This is a genomic window from Sphingobacterium sp. ML3W (assembly GCF_029542085.1).
In the GTDB taxonomy this organism is placed as follows: Bacteria; Bacteroidota; Bacteroidia; order Sphingobacteriales; family Sphingobacteriaceae; genus Sphingobacterium.
This window is the reverse complement of record NZ_CP107036.1, coordinates 199,761-222,598: the sequence shown is the minus strand read 5'-3', so window position 1 is coordinate 222,598 and position 22,838 is coordinate 199,761. Positions and strand designations below refer to the sequence as shown.

Here is a 22,838-nt window from a genome sequence, read left to right as displayed (position 1 = left end):
AAATTCAAAAAATATGAGAATTGCGATATATGGACGAGAGTTTCAACCCTCCGTTATAGCACATGTGAAGCACTTATTTAAATATCTCGTTGGTAAAAACGTCGATATTTGGGTTTATGATCCTTTTTATAAGTTCTTGACAACGCAGTTTGAATGTGGTTTTAGTTTCCCTACTTATCATAAGTATGAGGAAATTAAAGACAATGTTGATATCATGCTAAGTTTAGGTGGCGATGGAACAATGTTGTCAGCAGTATCGCTCATTAGAGACTCTGGTATTCCCATTGCAGGAATTAATTTTGGCCGTTTAGGCTTTTTGGCCTCTATTAATAAAAATGACTTCGAACATGCTATAGAGGATATATTAGCCAATCGTTATGATATCCAAAAGCGTGTTCTCCTTTCCGTGGAGTCTGAACAGATCAATTTATTCCAGGGTAATCATTATGCCCTTAATGATATTACAGTATTTCGTTATGACAGCTCAGCAATGATCACAGTCAATGCGCGGATTAATGGTGAACTACTCAATTCTTATTGGGCAGATGGGCTGATTATCGCTACCCCTACTGGTTCCACAGCCTACTCCTTGAGCTGTGGAGGACCGATCATTATGCCTGAAAGCGGGAATTTTGTCATTACACCGATTTCTCCCCATAACCTTAACGTCAGACCGATCGTTATTTCAAATCAATTCACGCTTGAACTTGAAATTGAGAGCAGAAGCAATCAATACATACTCAGTTGTGACTCCAAAAATGAGTCTATCGATACCTCAGTTAAACTGACAATTAAACAAGCTCCATTTACGATCAATCTAATTCGTCTTCCACACGAGAGCTTTTTCAGCACATTGAGGGAAAAACTGCTTTGGGGCATCGATGTCAGAAACTACTAATCTTTATTATATTGTGCTTCTGAATTACCAATTAAAAATCGATATTTGGAAGAACTAAATACAGATAAGATACATGTGGTATCTATATTAAGGTTTCAAAAATAATGATCAAACAGATTAACCTTGGGAGGTAAAAATTCGTTTGAAGGTAACATACAGAAAGCCAGTACCTGGTTTTAACACACAAATAAGCTGTAAAAGGCTAAAGGTGTTAATTTTATTGAAAATAGCAACAATGAGCTTTTTAGATCAAATTGATAACATTAAATTACCCCAACATATTGCCATTATCATGGATGGTAATGGTCGCTGGGCAAAGCAGAAAGGCAAACTTCGTGTATTTGGACACCAAAATGGCGTGAAAGCGGTAAGAGAGGCTCTAGAAGGATGTGTTCAGACCAATATTAAATTTCTTACCCTCTATGCATTTTCAGCTGAAAATTGGAATCGACCAAAATTAGAAGTAATAGCGCTGATGGAGCTTTTGGTCTCCTCTTTAAAAAAGGAAATCAAGACATTTCAAGAAAATGGTGTCAGATTAAACGCAATCGGAGATATCAGCAAGCTTCCATCGAACGCACAAAAAAAGCTTCAGGAAACAATTGACGCTACCAAAGACAATACACACTGTACCCTAACCCTAGCCCTTAGCTATAGTTCTCGTCAAGAAATTGTGGAAGCCACCCGAAATCTGGCTAGAAAAGTTAAAGCAGGAGAATTGAACATAGAAGAGATCAACGATGATATTTTCTCTGCCAATCTCTATACCCGAGACTTGCCAGATCCAGATTTATTGATCAGAACTAGTGGAGAACTTCGGATTAGTAATTTCCTTCTGTGGCAAATTGCTTATTCTGAACTATGCTTCTTAGACAAGATGTGGCCAGAGTTTACAAAAGAAGATTTATATAAATCAATTGTAGAATATCAGCAACGAGAAAGAAGGTTTGGAAAAACAAGTGAACAGTTATAAATGATTTTATTAAATTTGTCAACTGATTTGAATAAAAAACAAGCTGGTTAAATTTTCTTAATTAACAAAAATTAACAACTGATTGGTGTACTTTAGCGCCAATAATTAAAGATAAATGAAGCGTATACTACCCGTAATACTATTTTTTGGTCTCTCATCAATGCAACTTGTCTATGGACAGCAAAATGGTGCGTTCAACTTAAATGACCCCGAAAAAATCAGTTATCTCAACCCTAAAAACTATGTAATTAGTGCTGTTGATGTAACTGGAACACAATTTTTGGATAAGAATGTATTAATTACCATATCTAAATTGTCTGTAGGTCAATATTTGGAAGTCCCAAGTGAAGCGACTGCGAAAGTAGTAAAAGACATGATGGCTCAAGGCCTCTTCGATGATGTCGAATTATGGGCAGAAAAAATTGAAGGCGAAAACATCTTTTTGACCATCCGTGTAGTAGAGCGTCCTCGTTTGACACGTATTGATATTAATGGACTAAGTAAAAGCCAAACGGAAGAAGTCCGTAAACGTTTAAATAGTAATACAGGTAAAATTGTCAATGAAAATTTGATGAATACCACTCGTGCAACAATTCAACGTTTTCTAAAAGAAAAAGCTTTTTTATATCCAGAAATTACACTAAAAACAGTTAAGGATTCGGCGCAAGCTAACAATGAGATCTTAATTGCTGATGTGGATAAAAAACATAAGGTAAGAGTCAAAAAAATGACTTTTACAGGCAACGAACATTTTTCGCAAAAAGATCTGCGGAAAATGGCAAAGCCAATCAAGCAAAAAATGTGGTACCGCGTATTTGGTCCAGGTAAATTCAAAGAAGAGAAATACAAAGAAGGTAAAGAAAACCTGATCAAAAAAATGGCTGCCAAGGGTTATCGCGATGCTGAGATCTTAAAAGATACGATCATCCGAGATGGTGAAAAAAATGTATTGGTAAATTTTGATATTTATGAAGGTCCTAAATATTATGTTGGTAATATTGTATGGACAGGAAATGCAAAATATTCGGACACCTTATTAAATAAAATTCTAGGAATCAAACGTGGTGATGTCTTCTCGGAAGAAAAACTGAGCACTAAGTTGTTAGGTGGAGGCAAAAATTCGGATGATATATCATCCATCTATATGAATGATGGATATTTGACTTTCTCAGTAGACCCTGAGCAAACACGTGTATATAACGATACTATCGATCTAAATTTACGTGTTTATGAAGGAGCACAGTATACAATCAACAACGTTATTGTAAAAGGTAATGATGTCACAAATGACCGGGTTGTATTACGTTCCATTTATACAAAACCAGGACAAAAATTCTCAAAAGAGCAAATTATGCGTAGTGTTCGTGAAATTGCACAGTTGGGAAATTTTGATGAACAAAAAACAAATCCAGTTCCGAGCAATTTAAATTATGCGGAAGGAACAGTAGATATCGTTTATAATGTAACGGAGAAACCATCCGATCAGGTAGAACTTTCAGGAGGTTATGGAGCCGGACAGATCATAGGTACACTAGGTTTGACTTTCAATAACTTCTCTACAAGTAACTTTTTTGATAAAAGCTCATGGAAACCGCTACCTCGTGGTGATGGCCAAAAATTAAGTGTACGTGGTCAGACATCAGGTAAACGTTATCAATCCTATAGCTTCTCCTTTTCTGAACCTTGGTTAGGCGGAAAAAAACCCATATACTTTGGTCTGAGTGCTTATACCTCTAGTTCATCGTATGGCGGGTTCAACTACTATACAGGTGAACAAATTGTAAAAGATTCGGAATTAAACCGTATTTGGATGACGGGTATTACTGCGACTTTAGGTAAACGCCTACAGTGGCCAGACAACTGGTTCCAAGCAAATACCTCATTGTCTTTCCAACGGTATAAACTTCAGAATTACGGGAACTATTTCTTATTTGATAATGGTACAGCATACAATATCAACTTAACACAAGAATTTAGCCGTAACTCGATTGATGCGCCAATTTACCCTACTTCGGGTTCGAATATCAAATTCTCTGTGCAATTAACGCCACCTTATTCACTATTCAATAACATTGATTATAAGAATGGTACACCTCAAGATCGTTATCGCTGGACCGAATACCACAAATGGAAATTCGATTCACAATGGTATGCAAAAATTGTAGGTAAATTAGTTTTCAAAGCTCAGGCACAGTTTGGTTTCTTAGGAAAATATTCTAGCAAAACAGAAATTTCTACTTTCGAACGATTCAAGGTCGGTGGTGACGGTATGCAAGGATTCGATTACCTTCAAGGTTCTGAGATCATCGCGATGCGTGGTTATGCAAATGGTGTAATTATCCCAGAGGGTACTCAAAATGTAAACGTAGCACGAAACTCAGGTAGCCCGATCTACACCAAGTATCAAATGGAATTGCGTCACCCTGTTATGTTAAATGACCAAGCAACAGTATATGTACTGGCCTTTGCAGAAGCAGGTAATACCTGGAACAAATTCACAGAATACAACCCATTTAAGGTTCGTCGTTCGGCAGGTGTAGGTGCACGTATCTTCTTACCTATCTTCGGTATGTTGGGGATTGACTACGGTCACGCATTTGATCCTATTCCAGGTTTACCAAGCAGTACGTGGAAACAAAACTTCACATTCAGTATTATGCAAAATATGGGCGGATTTTAACTCAGGTTGATCCAATCACTAAGATATATCCTTATTGGGATGAAAAAGCTATCTGCAGTTTCTGCGATAGCTTTTTTTATATACGGCCCACAAAATTATTTATTCGATTTAACGCAGAATATATCATAAATCTTCCTATATTGAAGCAAGCTTGTTTTTAGCAACAAAGGTTAGCCATAAAGCCCCCTTTGGAAAAGTATAGAGAGAATCGGCCAACAAGTTAAATAGTGTTAAACCCGAGAAATATCTGTTAGATTGCATCTTTTTTGTTATTTTTGAGCGGTAAATTTATTTAAGACGACTTCTCAGATTAAACTTTTGGGCTTGTCCATTGTCATAAAGTAAATTAATGTTAAATAATAAATTATAGTCTATAAAACTTACAGGAAATATGAAAAAAATATTGTTAGTTATAGCTTTTGTAGTCGTGAGTGCTACAGCGACATTTGCTCAACAGCTTGCATATGTAGATTCAGAATATATCCTAAAACACATTCCCGAATATACCACTGCCCAAAAACAATTAGATGATCTTTCTAAACAATGGCAGGAAGAGGTCGATCAAAAATATGCTGAAATAGAAAAGTTATATCAGGCTTATCAAAAAGATCAAGTTTTATTAAACGAGGATATGCGTCGTCGTCGCGAGGATGAGATCGTTACCAGAGAAAAAGAGGTAAAAGATTATCAAAAACAAAAATTCGGATTTGAAGGTGAGCTGTTCAAAAGACGGGTTCAATTGGTTAAACCTATTCAAGACCGCGTTGCAAAAGCAATACAGGATGTTGCCTCGGCACAGAATTTTGACTTCATCATGGACAAAGGCAAAGAGTCTACTTTCCTTTATGCGAATTCAAAATTGAACAAAAGTAATGATGTCATTACAAAATTAGGTTATAAACCTAATCCTAGTCTTGCAAACTAAGCAGGAGTTTATTATCATTGTGGACACAAGTAATAAAAGTAGTAATTAATTAGAAAACTAAAAAGATTGCCATAGAGATGGCGTATTAGATTAAAATGAAAAGCATGAAAAACTTATTAAAAGGTGCGGTTGCTATAGTGGCAGTATTTTTCTCAACTCAATTTGCGAATGCGCAGCAAAAAATTGGTCACATCAATTTTGCTGAAATCATTTCAGCCACTTCAGATTATAAAACAGCTGAAGGTCAATTGAAAACATTGAGTGAGACTAAAACAAAGGAAATTCAAGGGATGGTGACGATGTTACAGGCCAAACAGAAAGAAGGAACTGATAAATTACGTACTAGAAGTGAAGCAAACAAAGAAACGCTAGATCCTGAACTTAACAAGTTAGGTCAAGAAATTCAAGATATGCAAACGCGTATTCAAACTTCGCAACAAACTGCTCAAGAAGAATTGCAAAAAAAAGAAGATGAGTTGATCACTCCTATTCAAAGAAAAGTAGCTGATGCTGTAAGCGCAGTATCCAAAGAAAAAGGTATGGCTTATGTATTTGATATCTCAAGTACAAATATTCCTTATTTCCAAGGTGGCGAAGATTTGACTGCAGCTGTTAAATCAAAACTAGGTATCTCAGCAACAGCAGCTCCTGCTGTACCAGCGAAAAAATAATAACATATTATATACGATAAAAAAAGGGATTATTCACGTGAATAATCCCTTTTTTTATTGCCCCTCCCACTATTCATGCATTAAGATAATCCGCTAGAAAACTCTCAAAATGATTATTTGAGGATCGAATAAAATGGATTTATCAGTAGGAATAAAAATCTACAATACGATTTCTTGCTTTTACCAGCTAAAATTTAGATATTGTAGAAAAAATATACATCTACCCTAATGAAAACATCATGAGCTCAAATTTGTTTATTAACGAACGAATAGGATAACTCATGGAAGCTTCGTTGCTAAAATGGTTTTATTCGTATGAAATCATCATGAGCTTAAATTTAGCTCAAAGACTTACACGATTGAGTCTATGATAGTTTCATTCTTAATAATACCGCCAAAGGCAGTATAAATGCTTTTGAAAACAAACTGGTAATGAATAAACAAATTATTCTAATGAAAAAGAAAGTAACTGAGGATCATCCAAAGAAAGAAAGAAAAGTAACATCCGGTCCCATCCGAGACAAAGAACGTACCAAGGCGCGGATGATCGCAGCAGTGGGAAAAGTCATCCAAAAGAAAGGCTACCATGCGCTGAACGGCCCGAATATTGCACTGGAGTGCGGCTTAAATAAAGCGCTTATCTGGAATTATTTTGGAGGTCTTGATCAACTAGTAGAAGCTTACTTAACACAAAAGGATTTTTGGCAAATCGGAGATAAAGGAGTTTTAGAGCAAATGATATCAAATCCAACCGATATTGATGTTGCTTTGGTCAACGAATTACTTAAATCCCAGTTGAATACATTTTTAAAAGATAAAACCAAACAGAAAATCATCCATTGGGGACTGGGTGAAAAAACAAAAGCTTTAAAAAATATAGCGGATAGGCGCGAAGTTCTCGGTGAAGAATTATTTAAACACTTTGATCCAAAATTTGAGCATTCTGAAACTGACATAAGAGCTACACTTGCATTACTTGTCAGTGGAATTTACTACTTAAGTCTACAGGCTAAATCGACAGGAAGTACTTTCTGCGGTATTGATATCAATACAGAAGAAGGAAAGGCCCGTATTGAAAAAACTGTCGAAAAAATTCTTAAGCAAGCATTTGCTGATATAGATTTATCCAAATAATCTTTGCCTCCAAAAAATCCCGGCGATTTCTTGGAGGCTTCTTTCTTGATGTCCCCTTTTCCTATTCATTATTTTTCTAGAAAATTAGCTGATCGATCCTATTTTCTGATTTATTTTTATTATGTTAGCATAACAAAAATATTATGGTATATTTGTTTATGTAACCAATATTCGAGCATATGATAGGTCAGCTACTATTCGCAGTTTGTTTTTTAGGCGCATTATTTTTCTTTGGTAAAAATGCACGACAGATCTATAGTAATATCAAGTTAGGTAGAGATTTAGATCGTTCCGACAGGGCTTCAGAACGTTGGAAAACAATGTTTTTGATTGCCTTAGGACAAAAAAAGATGTTTAAGCGGATTATTCCCGCCATCCTACATTTATTTGTCTATTTGGGTTTCGTTATCATCAATATCGAGATGTTGGAAATCATTATCGACGGTTTATTCGGAACTCATCGGGTATTTTCTTTTTTAGGAGGCTTCTATAACTTCTTGATTGGTTCATTTGAATGGCTAGCACTTGGTGTGCTACTGTCCTGTGTGATCTTCCTTATTCGAAGAAATGTAGTCAAAGTAAATCGTCTGAACAGCAAAGAGCTTAACAACTGGCCTAAAACAGACGCTAATATTATTTTGATTACAGAGATTCTGCTTATGTCGGCTTTCCTTCTAATGAATGCTACAGATCTCAAATTACAGCTTTATGGATTTGAACATTTTAATGCTGTTGGCTCCTTTCCGGTAAGTCATTATTTATTACCTTATCTTCCGACTTCCACTACTACGCTGTATATGATCGAAAGATTTTGTTGGTGGTTCCATATATTAGGCGTATTAGCTTTTTTAAACTATCTACCCTATTCAAAACACTTACATATCGTTCTTGCTTTTCCCAATACATATTTTTCAAACTTGGACGCCAAGGGGAAATTATCCAATATGACAGCGGTAACCAATGAAGTAAAAGCGATGCTTGATCCAAGCTTCACTCCGCCTTCTTCAGATGCCACAGCCCGCTTTGGAGCCAAAGATGTTCAAGATCTAACATGGAAAAGCCTACTGGATGCCTATACTTGTACCGAATGTGGTCGCTGCACCTCTTCTTGTCCAGCTAATATCACGGGAAAACTTCTATCCCCACGAAAAATAATGATGGATACAAGGGATAGATTAGCTGAAGTGGGCAATAATATTAAGGCAAATGGTAGCTTCGTTGAGGACGGAAAATCTCTTATAGATACTTATATCAGCCGGGAAGAATTGTGGGCATGTACAAGCTGTAATGCCTGTGTCGAGCAATGTCCTGTCAATATTAATCCATTGGATATTATCATCGAACTTCGTCGTTTTGCAGTTATGGAAGAATCTCAGGCCCCTGCAAGTATCAATAATATGTTTGGAAACATTGAGAATAATGGCGCTCCATGGAAATATGCGCAAATGGACCGTGCAAATTGGACTCAACAACAATAGTTTAAGGATGGAAAATGAATTAAAAGTTCCAACAGTCGCAGAACTGTTAGCTAAGGGAGAAACTCCCGATATATTATTTTGGGTGGGTTGTGCTGGTAGTTTTGATGAGCGCGCTCAAAAGATAACACGTGATATTTGTCGGATTCTCCAGCATGTTGGGCTTAACTATGCGATTCTTGGAACTGAAGAAAGCTGCACTGGTGATCCCGCAAAAAGAAGTGGAAATGAATTTTTATTTCAGATGCAGGCCATGATGAATATCGAAGTATTGAATGGCTATGAAATTAAAAAAATTGTAACCGCCTGTCCGCACTGTTTTAATACACTTAAAAATGAATACCCAGCTCTGGGTGGTAACTACGAAGTCATCCATCATACCCAATTGATCCAGGATCTCATCGATACTGGCAAATTAAAACCAGCTGACAATAACATATTTAAAGGTAAAAAAATAACCTATCATGACCCTTGCTATCTGGGACGGGCAAATGAAGTATATGAAGCACCTCGAAAAGTGCTTGAAAGTCTAGATGCGCAACTTGTTGAATTGAAACGTTGCAAAAGTAATGGACTATGCTGTGGTGCCGGTGGTGGCCAAATGTTTAAGGAACCCGAACAAGGCAAAAAAGATATTAATATTGAACGTATTGAAGAGGTCATTGCGGTACAGCCTAATGTTGTTGCAGCTGCATGTCCTTTCTGTATGACGATGTTAAAGGATGGTGTCAAAATAAAGGAGAAAGAGTCCGAAATCGAAGTGCTCGACATTGCTGAAATAACAGCCCGCGCAAATAAACTTTAAAAGTTTCGGCTCAGAAATTACGAAATAAAATAAGAAAGGCTCGATCTTCCGATCGAGCCTCTTTTTTGCTAAAAGGGGTAGCAAGTCCCCTTTCAACACCGGGGAAAACTAACCGCAATAGGTATCCTACCGGTTAAAATAAGGATACCTATGATACGGTTAGCAATGGGGAATATATGTTATCCCCCGCGGTCAAGTCAAACCAACGAATTAACCATTTCAAAAATAAAGCTCATCTCCCAAATATCTATTGATCATTTCGTAGAAAATTTTGATCAAACCATAACTCTTAAAAAATCAAGGACTTTACCACAATGGGGTCGCAATTCTAAAATTTTGCAACCTCATTATCGGTTTTTTAATAAAAAAAACAGGATAGAATAGAAGACTAGCACATCGGTTTTACAGCACTCAGCATGAATAATCCACCTCCTGCTTCTGTTTTCGAATAGATTTTATTGTGAACTTCATTATCGGTTTTCAAATCAGTGAAACCTACCTTATCCAATAGATATAAATCTCTTTCAGGTCGGCTATGTTTACTTATATCTAAATTAGATTTGATGACATTTGCCTCTTCCATAATTTCTTTAGGATATCTTTTATGTCCCTCTTGACTGAAAACTGTCGCTCCGAAATCACCATCAAAATTTATAAATATTCCTCCGGGCTTCAATACCCGAAATATTTCACCATAACATTTTAATAAATCGGGAATCGTCCAGGTCATAAGACGTGTAAAAACAAGATCAAATTTATCATCATCAAATGTCAAATTTTGAGCATCCATTACATGATAATCCACTTTTAGATTTAATACATTAGAAACCTGTTTTGCTTCATTTATCATGTTTGGCGAGAGATCGATAGCGGTCACATCAAAGCCTGCCTTGGTCATAATATTACCAAAGTATCCTGAAGCAGTCCCTATCTCCAGAATATTCTTTCCTCCCAACTTTGGGTCTAGCAATATCTCTTCGAAGAAATTCAACCAATTTGCTGTTTCTGGTTGGGACCAAGCCTCTTCTTTCTCTTCACGCCAAATCTTACTCTGTTTGTCCCAGTACGATGTAATCCTGTTAATTATCATAATAAATCTATAATTTTATCAGCTTTTTGCTTTCCATAAAGATGGGTAATAATTTCTTCAACCTGCCCCTTTTGACCTAATTGCTTATTATCATACGCCCAATGATGTATTGCCGTTGCTGTGCAAAGCGCTTTCAACGTATGTGGATTGTAGACAAACATTGGCAATAGATTAAAAATCTGCTTCTCCTTTATCGCAGGGATATCCGCAAACTCTTTTCGTTTATAAAATAAGTGTGGACTATCATTCCACATAACAATCATATCCGGGTTCCAGCTGATCAATGTTTCCGCGTTAATATTGGGTTGATCCAACTCAAAAGGACAGACATTTTCGACACCGGCCATTTCCAGACAAGCGTGCATCATGCTCTTTGTACCTGTTGTCGAAAAAACACGTCCATAAGCCCAGGTAAAATATACCCGTCGTTTCTTTGCAATCGTATTAGAAGTTTTTTTGATTAGTTCCTCTTTCTGCTTTACATAGGAAATCAACTCCATACCTCTTTCCGTACTAGCTGTAAGTGTTGCAATATCTTGCACTGTTTTAAACACCTCTGCTTTCAATTCGGCTTTCGTTGCATACACCTTCATTCCAGCATTTCGTAAGCCTTCTATTAAATCCGCCTGACCAGCATGTACGATTACCAAATCTGGACCGAGTCCAACAATCTGTTCAACACTTCCCTGATTATTTGCGCCCACCACGGGTAGTTTTCGCTCAAGTATCCGGCTATCCATTTTCGAAAAGAAAGGAAATAGCTCATCACTGGAATAAACATCATTAAATAGCCCAACAATTCTATGCTCAGCCTGCAGCATATATAGCGCGTCCAATCCAGGTTCATATAAACATACGATACGTTCTGCCGGTTTCTCTAGCGCAATAAGTTGCCCTTGTGCATCGATTACCTCTACAGCCACTCCATTCGTTTTCCCTATTTGATTTTCGCCACTACAGCCAATCCAAATAGGAAATAGGATCACTATAAGTTTTTTTATAAAATTTATTTTCATCGTTTTTTTACAGATTTATTCCGAATGAGAGCCTTGCATGTATAGGTGCCATTTGTACCCAATAGTACATATTTCCACTACCATTACGCCAAGCTGTAGAATACATTTTTTCGTTCAATAGATTATTGACGATTAGATTAATACGATACTTGTCATTGCTCCATCCTGCTCCTGCATCCAATCGAAAGATATCTTTTAGGGCTACAGGATTCGTTGATGTAAAACGTTCAGCTCGACCAATGAGCAACTGATATCCCAAGGATACTGTTAAACCTTTTACGCGCTCAATAGGCAACAGATAATTCAACCAAGTATTGTGAATATGCTTTACCCGATTGGGCGTGGCCATCCCAATATTTTCTGATTTCATTTCGTCGGCAGAGATTTTAGAATCCGTGTAAGCATAGTTGATCACCGCATTCATACCTTTTGCCAGTCTTCCCTTAAGGTCAAACTCAACTCCTCTGGATTTACTTTCCCCGGTCTGATAGATCAGATTGGATACTGGGTCAGGTGTGATCAGACGATTTCTTTCAATATGATACACTGAAACGCTTGTATTCCATTTTCCTTCCATCCAGTCACGTTTTATCCCTAATTCATAGTTTACTCCTTCTAAAGGTTTTAACGCTGTACCATCCACGGAAATCCCTGCTTGTGGCAAATAACTCTGGTCATGTAGGAAATAGAGCGAAGTATTTTGATCCAATGCATAATTGATTCCCAACCGTGGGGTTAAAACAACATCTTCGGAATTACTCTTTGCTCCATAATCATTTGTTTTGCCATTTGATGCAGTGACACGTAAACCAAGGGTAATCCGCAGTTTTTCATCCAAAAAAAGTAATTCATCCATTGCATAAGCCGAAACATAGAACAGCCGTCGGTGTATTTTACTTCCCTCGGAAGTAAAATCATTCTCCGAAGCAGAATCGCCGCCTACACCAGTATTGAGGATCGTTTCTGAATACTGTGGATTCGTAATGGACAGCGGATAGACTGCTGTCGCTGCGCCCCATGTATCCCAACTTCGGGATAATTTATTATTGATATCAATTCCAGTGATGATACGGTGGCCGACATTTCCAGTTTTAAAATATCCATTCACGTAAGCCTGCGTAGAAAAGATACTGTACTTATTCGAATCGTAAACTAGATTTCTATCCAAAATATCTTTATTTTGAGCATTCGCACCATTCACCCAAAACAATGTACCATTATAGCCACTACGGATGTACGCCAATTTTGTTGTCAATTGCCAATCACTCTTAAATCTATGTTGAAATGTCAAAAATGCATTATGGTCATTACCTACAAAAGGTCGTATACTTGGGTCGGTAATGGTAAAATCTTTCGGGAGTGTACCATAACCGTAGGGGGACATCTGTGCTTCACTGAGGAGAAGATAGTTCAATTGTTGATAGATGTATTCGGCCGTTATTGATGTGCGATCGCTAAATTGATATTTTAATGAGGGAGCAAACAACAATCTATTATTTCGATCATGTTTAAGAAATCCATTACCACGCATGCCCATGACATTTAAACGGTATTGGGCTTTATTACGCTTATCAAGTTGCCCATCCAAATCTACAGCGGCACGCAACAAACCAAAACTTCCAGTTAGCAAATCAAAACTCCTTTTGGTTTCTCCTGTTGGTTTTTTTGTAATGATGTTATAGGAACCGGATGGATCACTAATGGCATGCATAAAGCCACTCGGTCCCTTTACAAATTCCACTCTTTCAATAATTGCCAGATCATCGGCGATTGGCCCCTTACCCAATGGACGCATATCTACGCCATTACGTTGTGCACTGATATAGCCCCCACGCGAGTATATATCAGGGGATATACCATTATGTAATTCCTCTCTAAAAGTTCCACTTACATTGCGGGTAGCGCTCTCATTCAGGTTCAATACCGCCTGATCTCGAAAAATCTCGCTGTTAATGACCTGAATATGCTGCGGAACATTCAATAAAGAAGTTTCCAAGCGTAATGCTTCAGACAATTGTTTTGGATTATACCGCCTGTAATACTTAGAGGTGATTTCTATTTCATCAATTTTCAATGATTTTAAGGAGTCAGATGAAACTGTCTGTGCATTAAGACAAAAAGGAGCAGCAATTAATAAAGGTGTAACAAGACCTTTGAATTGTAACATAATTAGATAAAGAATTTTTGTTACAAAAATCCAAAAACAACATTAAAACACAATAAGAACCATCTTAACAAACCATAAGAGCAATATTAAGATGCAATTAGAAATTAAGTGGTCATTAAAACAATAAGGTCTGCTCAAATCTCATTCTTGTCAATCCATTTTGTTACCTCTGGCGCCTCATAGTTTTCCATCTTATCTAATAGATCTTCAATTGAATCACTTATCAACAGCATTTCTCTATTCTCTTGTTTTAAAAGCCCCTCAATAACCATATGATCCATAAATTTGATCAAATGATCATAAAAGCCATTAATATTTAATACTCCCACTGGCTTACGATGTAGACCGAGTTGTCCCCAGGTAATCATTTCAAAAAGCTCCTCAAGGGTTCCGAATCCTCCCGGCAAAGCTATTATTCCTTCAGCATGATCATTCATGATTCGTTTACGATCATGCATACTATCCACCGTAATTAATTTTGTTACGCCGCGATGTTCCCTTTCCTTTGAGTTTAGAAAGTGGGGAATTACGCCAATGACCTCACCACCTTTTTCTAAAACAGCATTGGCAACCACGCCCATTAATCCTGCACGGCCACCTCCGTACACCAGCTGAACGTTTCGCTGCGCAAAAGTATAACCTACATATTTTGCCTGATCTTCATATATGCTGGAATTGCCTAAACTGGAAGCACAAAACACAACAATGCTTTTGATTTTATTCATATACAAGTATAAAAAATTAAGCTACCTAAATCCATTTTTTCAGCAATTTAAATACTATTTTTTTTCCTGTATAGGGTGGATAAATCAATGTAGAAAGTGCGTATCTGGATTGACGCATCACAGCTCGTTCATGTGAAAATGCCTTGAAGCCAAAAAAACCGTGGCAACTTCCCTGGCCACTACCGTTAACACCACCAAATGGCAAGTGAGGATTGGAAACATGGATAAGTACGTCATTGATACAAACACCGCCTGATGCTACTTGCTGTACGACCTGTTGGATACTATGTTTGTTTTCGCTAAATACATACAATGCAAGTGGCTTTTCACTTCGATTTACGATAGCAATTGCTTCTTCCAATTTTCCATACGTTATCACTGGAAGAATAGGTCCAAAGATTTCCTCACCCATGATCGCATTATCCAATGAAACATCTAATAACAATGTCGGACTCAACGTTAAATCCTCAGACAGTACACCTCCTTCAACTAATCGGGCTCCCCCTTGGACCGAGTTCCTGATCAATGTAAGAAGACGATCAGCATGCTTTTGGTTAATAATTTTCGCATAGACAGTAGGATCTATTTTACCATCTATTGTAAAAAACATCTTTTTTACAGCATTTAAATAATATCTAACAAATTCGTCACGTCGCTTTTCCGGAATAAGAACATAATCTGGTGCAATACAAGTCTGACCGGCATTGATCAACTTTCCCCAGGCTACTTTATTTGCTGCTTTTTCAAGATGGGCAGTTTCATCCAATATCACTGGCGATTTCCCTCCGAGCTCCAAGGTTACAGAACTCAAATGATCAGAGGCTGATTTCATAATCAGTTTACCAACGATAGAACTTCCCGTAAAGAAAATATGATCAAAAGGAAGCTTCAAAAGAGTTTCCGCTGTAGATTTTTCACCCTCAATACAAACAATCTCTTTAACATCGAACGATTCGGATATCATCTTCTGAATCACTGCTGCTGTGTACGGACTATGCTCGGATGGTTTCAGTACAATGCAATTGCCAGCAGCAATCGCAGATACCAAGGGGCTCATCGTAAGCTGAAAGGGGTAATTCCAAGGCGATATAATCAGAACCAATCCTTTGGGTTGAAAGACGATCGAACTTTTTGCCAGCAAGTTTGTCACCGATCTCCCTACGCGTTTGGGCCGCATCCATTTTTGCAAATGGCGAATAGCAAAATCGATTTCACCATAGATAAATAGTACCTCACTTATTGCGGCCTCATTTCTTGATTTACGCAAATCTTTCGCTAATGCATCATAAATTAAATCTTCGTTACTTTCAATCGCACTACGCAATTTACGTAGCTTTTTTATCCGTTGCTGGGGATCACTATTTCGTAATTCGATTTTAAAGAGTTGCTGTTGCTGAAATATTGAATCTATTTGCTCAATCATGCTGTTCTAATTAATATAAATTGAAAGGTGATGATATTTTTATTTTTTCTTGGGCATATTATCTATCCATTGCCGGATCAAATCCACACCTTCCTTATGGATAATACTTCTGGCCAATTCGGGCATTGCAGTGCCCGGTTCGGTACTATTCATCCGATAAAGCAAGATAGAATGCTTTGAATCTCCGGGTATTATATCAAAGTTTAAGCCACCAGCCCCTCCTCCGGCAGATACAGGTGCTTTATCCACACCGAGATGTGCAGGTGTATCCTCTTCATAATTGAGAAATAGCCCCGTATTAAATGCATCACCGCCTTTAATATGACAATGCGCACAATTGACGTCCAAATAAGCTCTAGCACGTTCTTCAATACTGTATTTTTCTGTATCATTCCATACAGGCAGTTGTGAAATATTCTTTAAGTCCGGCATATTTTTCAACAATCCCAGAGAACTCCAACGAGTCAATTGGTTGATAGAATCGCCGGCGCGCACAAAATTCAGATTACGCGCTTTAGGACCTATTGGCATTAGTTTCGATGCATTATTATGACAACGTTTACAATCATTGGTATTCGGCACCATATAATTTGTTGTATGTTTATTACCAGAGTTATCGACCAACGTGATTGCCAGTTTCGATCCTCTAATATGTTTAACTGCATCCGTTTGCTCCGTATTCCAAAGGTAATTCATGACTTTCCAGTTATGATCCATCGGATCTTTAACCAACAAGCGGGTTTCGATGACCACCTTTTGTCCCTGAACATTGATATAGGAGAAATTTTTAACAATTATGGTTGAATCAGGAAAATCCAAAGGTCCCTGTGCAGTATATTCCATTGATTTTCCCTGTGGAAGAACAATAAAACGATCTTTAACCGTATAGTCTGAAAACAAAGGCGTACTTAGGTCGTACGGAAGCACCCCCTCTTGCGGTAATAGACTACTTAGCTTTCCCTTGAAAAACCCATAATCAGACAGTTTTTCTTTAAATACGAAAGATGTATTGGTTTGTTCTGATTTATTTTTTCCCTGTCGGCAGCTTTGTTGCAACGTCAAAGAGAATACAGTCAAAACGATGATAACAGCAATGGTCAATTTTATATTTCTCACAGTTATTTACATTGAAATGGTTTCACATTACTTGATGGTTTCCATTTATCTGCTTGCCCCGCATGTTTAAAATCTGCCGAAACAAACATATTTTCACCGGGCTGGTCAATACAAATAGAATCCGGATTTAAGGAAGTACCATTGGTCATAATGTTGCTGGTGATTCCATCGTATAGGATCGCAGGGATTCTTTTCACAGAACGATTGGGTTCAACGGCATTCAGCTGTGCCTCAGTAGCAATAATTAATTGGCCAATACGATGTTCATAAGCCGGTTGTGGGAACTTGTCTTCCATCTTTATGGTGTTGCCATGGATCTTAATATGCGTCGGTATTGGCGAGTAATTGGCATTGATACGTTCAGCAGCTTTTTCATCTACAGCAAAACCAGAAGCTATAGTAATCGCCGAAGTATTATTTTTTTCAATCGTATTGTCATATATTTCGATATTTGAGGTGGAAAGGATAATAATTCCACTTCCTGGAGAGGCGTTTCCTACGCCCCAAAAAGTCCCAAAACTTCCTCCTTTCGCAAAATTTCTGAAATTGTTATCATAGATCTTGTTTCGATAAGCTTTCACATGGCCACCGCGCTGTGACAGATCGGGTAAATCGAAAATCAGAAAACCCGCTGTATTGCCATAAAACTCATTGTCATATACTTCGGCATCTGTTGTATTTTCAATTTCACAGCCAGCTACATTTTTGAATGCCTTACATTTTCTTACAACCACTCCTTTGGTCTGTCCTACATAGATACCCGCATCAGAAGCGCCCTCTGCATAACAATTCTCAATCAGTACATTCTTGCAGAGTACAGGATAAATTCCATAACCACCACTGGTAGAATCAGCCGAACTCCATATACTATGTAGATCTGCAATAATGATGTCCTGACTGTTATTTATCTTCAATAAATCACCTTTTGAATCCCGGATCGTCATATTTCCGATGGTTAGTCCTTTGACATCAGTGATACGAATCCCCTCACCTCCCTGTGTCTGTCCCGAAAAATCCACAATTGTTTTATCATGCCCCTCGCCTTCAATTTTAATATGATTTACCTGGGCGATACTCAGATTGTCAAAACGATATTTACCTGCTTTCAAGTGTATATTTGTACTATCTTTAATCGACAGAAAAGCCTCCTCAATCGCTTCCTCCTGCCCCGGACCAAAAGTCAACACATTATAGTCTGTACTTTGTTGATTCTTACAGCTCCAAAAGACGAGTCCTATGAACACCATTATGAGCCTGTTTTTTACATGTCTTTTCATGATTTATCTTTTTATGATTTATTTTGGTTAAAAAATATTATAGGCATAGGTGACATAATACACCGCACCAATACGAGGGTTGGCTATACCAGTAGAATAATATTTGTTCGTAATATTCGTTCCACCGATACGAATGCCAGAACGAGCTTTAATAAGCTTATAGCTAACTTGTGCATCAATTACAGTCGAGCTAGGTACCTGCCCCGCCGCAAGTCCTCCAGACACAACATAATAATAACCGGGTTTATAACGAAGTGATGTACTAAAAGACCAGACTTGTTTTTTTCCAAAACCACTATTTCCAAATTCAAAATTAAAGTGATAATTAGGTGTATTAAAGTTATTGATCTGGCTATTGTTTTTATTTTTAAGATAGTCCGAGTAATAGTTTGCCTTGGTCATAAAATTCTTGCCCAGATCTATGCTCACACTTGCAGCATAGCCGTATGTATTTACTGTTTCTCCACCATTAAAAGCGACATTATATTGAACATAGGTAGCATGATCCTTAAAAGCGTTGATATCGTCAGTCCCCGGTGTATTGGCTACATTGGCATAACCGATAAAATTCTTCCATGTTGAAAAATAACCAAGCACATCAACCATAACACGCTTACCAAACATCGCTGCGTATCCTAATTCAAAAGCATTGACTGACTGTGGTTTGATATCATCAAACTTAAATTGCTGAAGTACTTTCGGATCATTTGTTGACTGAAATTTTTGTACACTTTCTAATGTATAGGGTGGGTAGCGGTCAAATTGATAGTTATCAATCAGTAATAGCGAAGATCCACCGGATGAAAAACTATTATAACCATTCAATGTATTTTGAAGCGCCTGAATATTAGAAGGAAAACTATATGCATTCTGATAAGAGAAACGCAAATAATTCTGTTTTTGCATATCATAGACCAATGATGCACGTGACGTAAGCCGCGGTTGAGCAAATAATGTATTCTTATCATATCGAAAAGAAGTCGCGATATTCAACCGTTCGTCCATGACTCTCTTTGCCATTTGAAGATAAGCACTGTATTCATTGACATGAATTGGTTTATCCTTATCTGGGAAAAGTGTATTTTTAGAATTGAGCCTATACAGGCGCCAATTGACACCCGCTATGACCTGCATAAATTTGATATGATCTGAGAAATTATATTGCGCTTCAGCATTATATAACTTACTGCGGTCTAGAAATAATGTTCCACCCTCTGAAATTGGCGTATTGCTAATGCTGTCTTTAAGTTTATTGAATAATGCGCTACCAAGTTCCGCCCGGCCCTGGTCAGCTAAAGTACGTCCTTGGAGATGGGCATCTGTAAGCGAAGTGCCAGTGGCAAGTGCATTAAGAAGACCAGCTGTATACTCCGGATACCAGCCCCCTACATTACCATCGTAACTTGTTTTCCAGGACTCATTGATGTATTGGGCCGTAGGTCCTGCTACAAGTGTTTTTCCTGAATTTTCTTGAGTCGTATAAGCCCGGACAAACCATTTGTCACTTCGTACCTCCAAACGATATTGGCCCACTTTAAATCCTTTTAACTGATAACGGGTATCATTGGTGTACACGATGTTTCCAGTGCCAAAAGTCGCCGAAGCAATAGCTTCTATATCAGGTGAAATCTTATAGCGAAATTCACCATTTACTTTAAAAAGCTTTGCCCTATTATCGAGATACCCATACTCAGCATAGCCAGTTCGGGAAACATAATTTGAATGAGCAAGCAGGGGTTCAACAATTGGCGCCAAATCTGGATTTCCAGCCAGTGCAGCTTCCAAGAAAGGGTTGATATCTACTGATGTTGCACCACCGTACATATTGACACCATTATAATTGGGGTTCGTTAGCGCCGTACCCAAACCATTTTTATTCGTCTCATCATTGGCCACCCAATCTTTTGCCTGGGTATATTGACCATTGACCTTAAAAGCAATCTTATTGCTCAGTTGTTTAGCATAGCGAATTGTCCAATCATAATACGGCGATGCGGGAACAGGATCATTGTTCTTTTTAGCGTTTATATGATTGACTCCCTGAGTCACCAATACACTTAATCCCTGATATTTGAATGGATTTTTACCTGTCGCAATCATCGTTCCGTTGAGTCCCCGTGAGCCATATAACGCAGAAGAAGCGCCCGATAAAAGCTCAATATTATCAACATCAAGTTGGGTCAAACCAATAACTGAGCCCAGGGGAAAGTTCAATCCCGGAGCCTGATTGTCCATACCATCGACAATTTGCGTAAAATTCGTATTTCCACTTGTATTGAACCCGCGTGTCGTTACACTGGTGAAACCGATACTGGACACAGTAACATCGACTCCCCGCAGCCCCTGAAGCATATCCATATAACTTATTTGAGCAGAATTACGGATGTCTTTGTTACTGATCTGTTCGATGGTCACAGGGGAGGACAATTTGGTCTGGACTGTTCGGCTTGCAGACACAACCACTTCCTGCCCCAGTATAGGCGAAACATTAAGCGGAATTTCTAAGGGAGAGGCTACACTCTCGACAAGGACCTCACGGGGTTCAAATCCGATCGCGGAAATAGAAAGGATTAGGGGCAAAGGTTTATTCGTTTTCAATTGAAAACGACCTCGATCATCCGAAAACGCACCTTCCTTACTGTCTTTTATACGTATGGAGATTGCATAAGCGGCCTCCCCGGTCAGGCTATTACTAACGCGCCCGTTTATCGTCTGCTGCGCAAACAAAGAAAATGGAGCGCAGAGACAGAGAATCTGGATTAATAAGGTAATTTTTTTCATAGTTTATATTGGTTAGCGTATAATATTCGCTTCAATGCCTCACTTTACCCATCCATGATTCCCTGAGACAGGTCATCATCCTTGCTTTCTGATTCCCTTGAAAATCAAGGAAACCAAAAATTTAGTATCCCGAAGACTTTGTGCATAGTCAATCTCGACTTGCTTCTTTAGGATCGCTTGTTGCTCCGTACTATGTTTTAGTGCATTCGCAAAATTGATTAGTACAGAAGCTGTATTTTCTGGATCTTCCATATCCAGCTGCTCCCGAGCGATGGCCTGCAGCAAAAGCTTTGTTAAAAAATCCTTTTCCTGTACCATCATCGCATCATATAGTTCAAAAAAACGGGGTAAAATCTTGTCAAGTGATTCTACCGACACCCGATTCATATTGAGTACATTTGTATAATAGTTCAATCTCGACTCTAAATAGAACCCGATCTGATTCTCCACTCCTTTTTTCTTTAAGGTACTCTGTTGCAATGTATTTATAAAAGACTCACCCTCGCGGATCGCAACTTCTATAAAAATATCTTCCTTGTTCTTATAATAATAGTAAAGCGAAGTTTTGTTCAGTCCCACAGCTTTCGCAATATCATCCAATGTCGTCTTCTCTAAACCATATCGCTCAAAACACTCCATTGCGGCCTGACCTATCCGCTCCTTAACCTGTTCCTTTTTGTTCATCTGAATTAAAGTTAGTTATATATTTTCAATTTTCAAACATTTTAATAAAATGTTTGAAAATTGAAAATATATAAAATGAATACTGTTATTTAGCAATCTCAACCAGCAAGTTGATACTCAATTTATATACCAACCCCCATATTCCTGCTACAGGTTAAATTTAACATTTCGCAGGTAGTTTTAGATTCGCCATTTCAAAAAACGTAATTTTTAATTACACTCTGCTCAGGATATTTTTTCTTGCCTTATGAAAAGAATAAAAAAACAAAAATACATTATAATTGTAATGAGAAAGTGACGTTTAACAATTTAAAAATTATAAACATGTACAAGATTATGAATATGATAGCGATTGCCGGCTTTAGCGCAGTACTCCTTTCATCAACGCCAGTACCTCAGCAAAGTGTAGCTCATAAAAACTACACCGAAGCAATCGAGCAAGCCCCACTTACAAAAGGAGTAGAAGGTACCGATTCCTTATTGCAATACTTTGACCAGACAACCAAAGAACTCGAAAAACAAGTCTCAGGTCTTAGTGAAGCTCAGCTGCAATTTAAGGCAGCCCCAGACAAATGGTCAATCAGTCAATGCCTGGAACATATTGTACTTTCTGAACGAATGATATTTGATATGGCAAAAGCATCATTAACAAAAGCTCCCCAACCAGAAAGAAAAGGCGAAGTGCAAATGACCGACGACAATCTAAAAACGACAATTACAGATCGAAGCCATAAATTTCAGGCGCCTAAAGAACTTCAACCAACCGGTATATACAAAGACTCAAAAACAGCTTTAGCTGATTTTCTGACCGCGAGGCAGCCAGTCATTGACTACATAAAAAATGCAGATGCAAAGGATCTCCGCAACCATATCAACGATTATCCGACAGGTGTCGTAGATGGTTACCAAGGCTTGATGTTTATTGCAGCACATTGTGCCCGACATACCAAACAGATTGAAGAAGTAAAAGCAGACCCTAACTTTCCAAAACAATAAGC

General features: G+C 38.0%; 18 protein-coding genes. 9 read left to right on the top strand and 9 right to left on the bottom strand.

From position 1 onward, the window contains the following. Positions 1–13: 13 nt before the first annotated feature. The 8 genes from OGI71_RS00975 to OGI71_RS00940 all read left to right on the top strand — a co-directional run bounded on the left by OGI71_RS00975 (position 14) and on the right by OGI71_RS00940 (position 9,561). Positions 14–898 carry an NAD kinase gene (locus tag OGI71_RS00975; protein ID WP_282253449.1) on the top strand — a complete coding sequence of 295 codons (885 nt, stop codon included), beginning with the start codon at positions 14–16 and terminating at the stop codon, positions 896–898. 235 nt (positions 899–1,133) lie between these two features. Continuing rightward, positions 1,134–1,871: an isoprenyl transferase gene (locus OGI71_RS00970; protein ID WP_282253448.1), complete on the top strand. Its 738-nt coding sequence runs from the start codon at positions 1,134–1,136 to the stop codon at positions 1,869–1,871. Between the two features lie 115 nt (positions 1,872–1,986). Next, entirely contained in the window at positions 1,987–4,551 is a 2,565-nt protein-coding gene (bamA, locus tag OGI71_RS00965; RefSeq protein WP_282253447.1) for an outer membrane protein assembly factor BamA, read from the top strand. Positions 4,552–4,942: 391 nt separating this feature from the next. Further along, entirely contained in the window at positions 4,943–5,476 is a 534-nt protein-coding gene (locus tag OGI71_RS00960; RefSeq protein ID WP_282253446.1) for an OmpH family outer membrane protein, read from the top strand. A gap of 104 nt (positions 5,477–5,580) precedes the next feature. Next, positions 5,581–6,147 carry an OmpH family outer membrane protein gene (locus OGI71_RS00955; RefSeq protein ID WP_223582251.1) on the top strand — a complete coding sequence of 189 codons (567 nt, stop codon included), beginning with the start codon at positions 5,581–5,583 and terminating at the stop codon, positions 6,145–6,147. Between the two features lie 453 nt (positions 6,148–6,600). After that, on the top strand, positions 6,601–7,281 hold the full coding sequence (locus OGI71_RS00950; RefSeq protein ID WP_282253445.1) for a TetR/AcrR family transcriptional regulator: 681 nt from the start codon (positions 6,601–6,603) through the stop codon (positions 7,279–7,281). A 179-nt stretch (positions 7,282–7,460) separates the two neighbouring features. Next, positions 7,461–8,759, top strand: coding sequence for a (Fe-S)-binding protein (locus OGI71_RS00945; RefSeq protein ID WP_282253444.1), 1,299 nt, complete (start codon positions 7,461–7,463; stop codon positions 8,757–8,759). 7 nt (positions 8,760–8,766) lie between these two features. Continuing rightward, positions 8,767–9,561, top strand: coding sequence for a (Fe-S)-binding protein (locus OGI71_RS00940; RefSeq protein ID WP_282253443.1), 795 nt, complete (start codon positions 8,767–8,769; stop codon positions 9,559–9,561). 388 nt (positions 9,562–9,949) lie between these two features. Here OGI71_RS00940 and OGI71_RS00935 read toward each other — a convergent pair whose 3' ends face one another. The 9 genes from OGI71_RS00935 to OGI71_RS00895 all read right to left on the bottom strand — a co-directional run bounded on the left by OGI71_RS00935 (position 9,950) and on the right by OGI71_RS00895 (position 21,840). Further along, positions 9,950–10,651: a class I SAM-dependent methyltransferase gene (locus tag OGI71_RS00935; RefSeq protein ID WP_282253442.1), complete on the bottom strand. Its 702-nt coding sequence runs from the start codon at positions 10,649–10,651 to the stop codon at positions 9,950–9,952. Then, positions 10,648–11,667, bottom strand: coding sequence for an ABC transporter substrate-binding protein (locus OGI71_RS00930; RefSeq protein ID WP_282253441.1), 1,020 nt, complete (start codon positions 11,665–11,667; stop codon positions 10,648–10,650). The genes OGI71_RS00935 and OGI71_RS00930 overlap by 4 nt, the downstream gene beginning before the upstream one ends. A gap of 7 nt (positions 11,668–11,674) precedes the next feature. Beyond that, a complete protein-coding gene (locus OGI71_RS00925) occupies positions 11,675–13,834 on the bottom strand; it encodes a TonB-dependent receptor (protein ID WP_282253440.1) in 2,160 nt (719 codons plus the stop codon). Between the two features lie 134 nt (positions 13,835–13,968). Continuing rightward, positions 13,969–14,559: a TIGR00730 family Rossman fold protein gene (locus OGI71_RS00920; protein WP_282253439.1), complete on the bottom strand. Its 591-nt coding sequence runs from the start codon at positions 14,557–14,559 to the stop codon at positions 13,969–13,971. A 25-nt stretch (positions 14,560–14,584) separates the two neighbouring features. Beyond that, the gene (locus tag OGI71_RS00915; RefSeq protein WP_282253438.1) at positions 14,585–15,982 is read right to left on the bottom strand and encodes an aldehyde dehydrogenase family protein; all 1,398 of its coding nucleotides are present in this window, start codon (positions 15,980–15,982) and stop codon (positions 14,585–14,587) included. A 39-nt stretch (positions 15,983–16,021) separates the two neighbouring features. Further along, a complete protein-coding gene (locus tag OGI71_RS00910; protein WP_282253437.1) occupies positions 16,022–17,098 on the bottom strand; it encodes an SO2930 family diheme c-type cytochrome in 1,077 nt (358 codons plus the stop codon). A gap of 2 nt (positions 17,099–17,100) precedes the next feature. Next, the gene (locus OGI71_RS00905; protein ID WP_282253436.1) at positions 17,101–18,375 is read right to left on the bottom strand and encodes a parallel beta-helix domain-containing protein; all 1,275 of its coding nucleotides are present in this window, start codon (positions 18,373–18,375) and stop codon (positions 17,101–17,103) included. 27 nt (positions 18,376–18,402) lie between these two features. After that, positions 18,403–21,156 (bottom strand): TonB-dependent receptor plug domain-containing protein, encoded by a 2,754-nt coding sequence (locus OGI71_RS00900; RefSeq protein WP_282253435.1) that lies wholly within the window; start codon positions 21,154–21,156, stop codon positions 18,403–18,405. A 75-nt stretch (positions 21,157–21,231) separates the two neighbouring features. After that, the gene (locus OGI71_RS00895) at positions 21,232–21,840 is read right to left on the bottom strand and encodes a TetR/AcrR family transcriptional regulator (RefSeq protein WP_282253434.1); all 609 of its coding nucleotides are present in this window, start codon (positions 21,838–21,840) and stop codon (positions 21,232–21,234) included. Positions 21,841–22,164: 324 nt separating this feature from the next. Between OGI71_RS00895 and OGI71_RS00890 the strand changes: the two genes are divergently transcribed. Beyond that, positions 22,165–22,836 (top strand): DinB family protein, encoded by a 672-nt coding sequence (locus OGI71_RS00890; RefSeq protein ID WP_282253433.1) that lies wholly within the window; start codon positions 22,165–22,167, stop codon positions 22,834–22,836. The last annotated feature ends 2 nt before the right edge of the window (positions 22,837–22,838 follow it).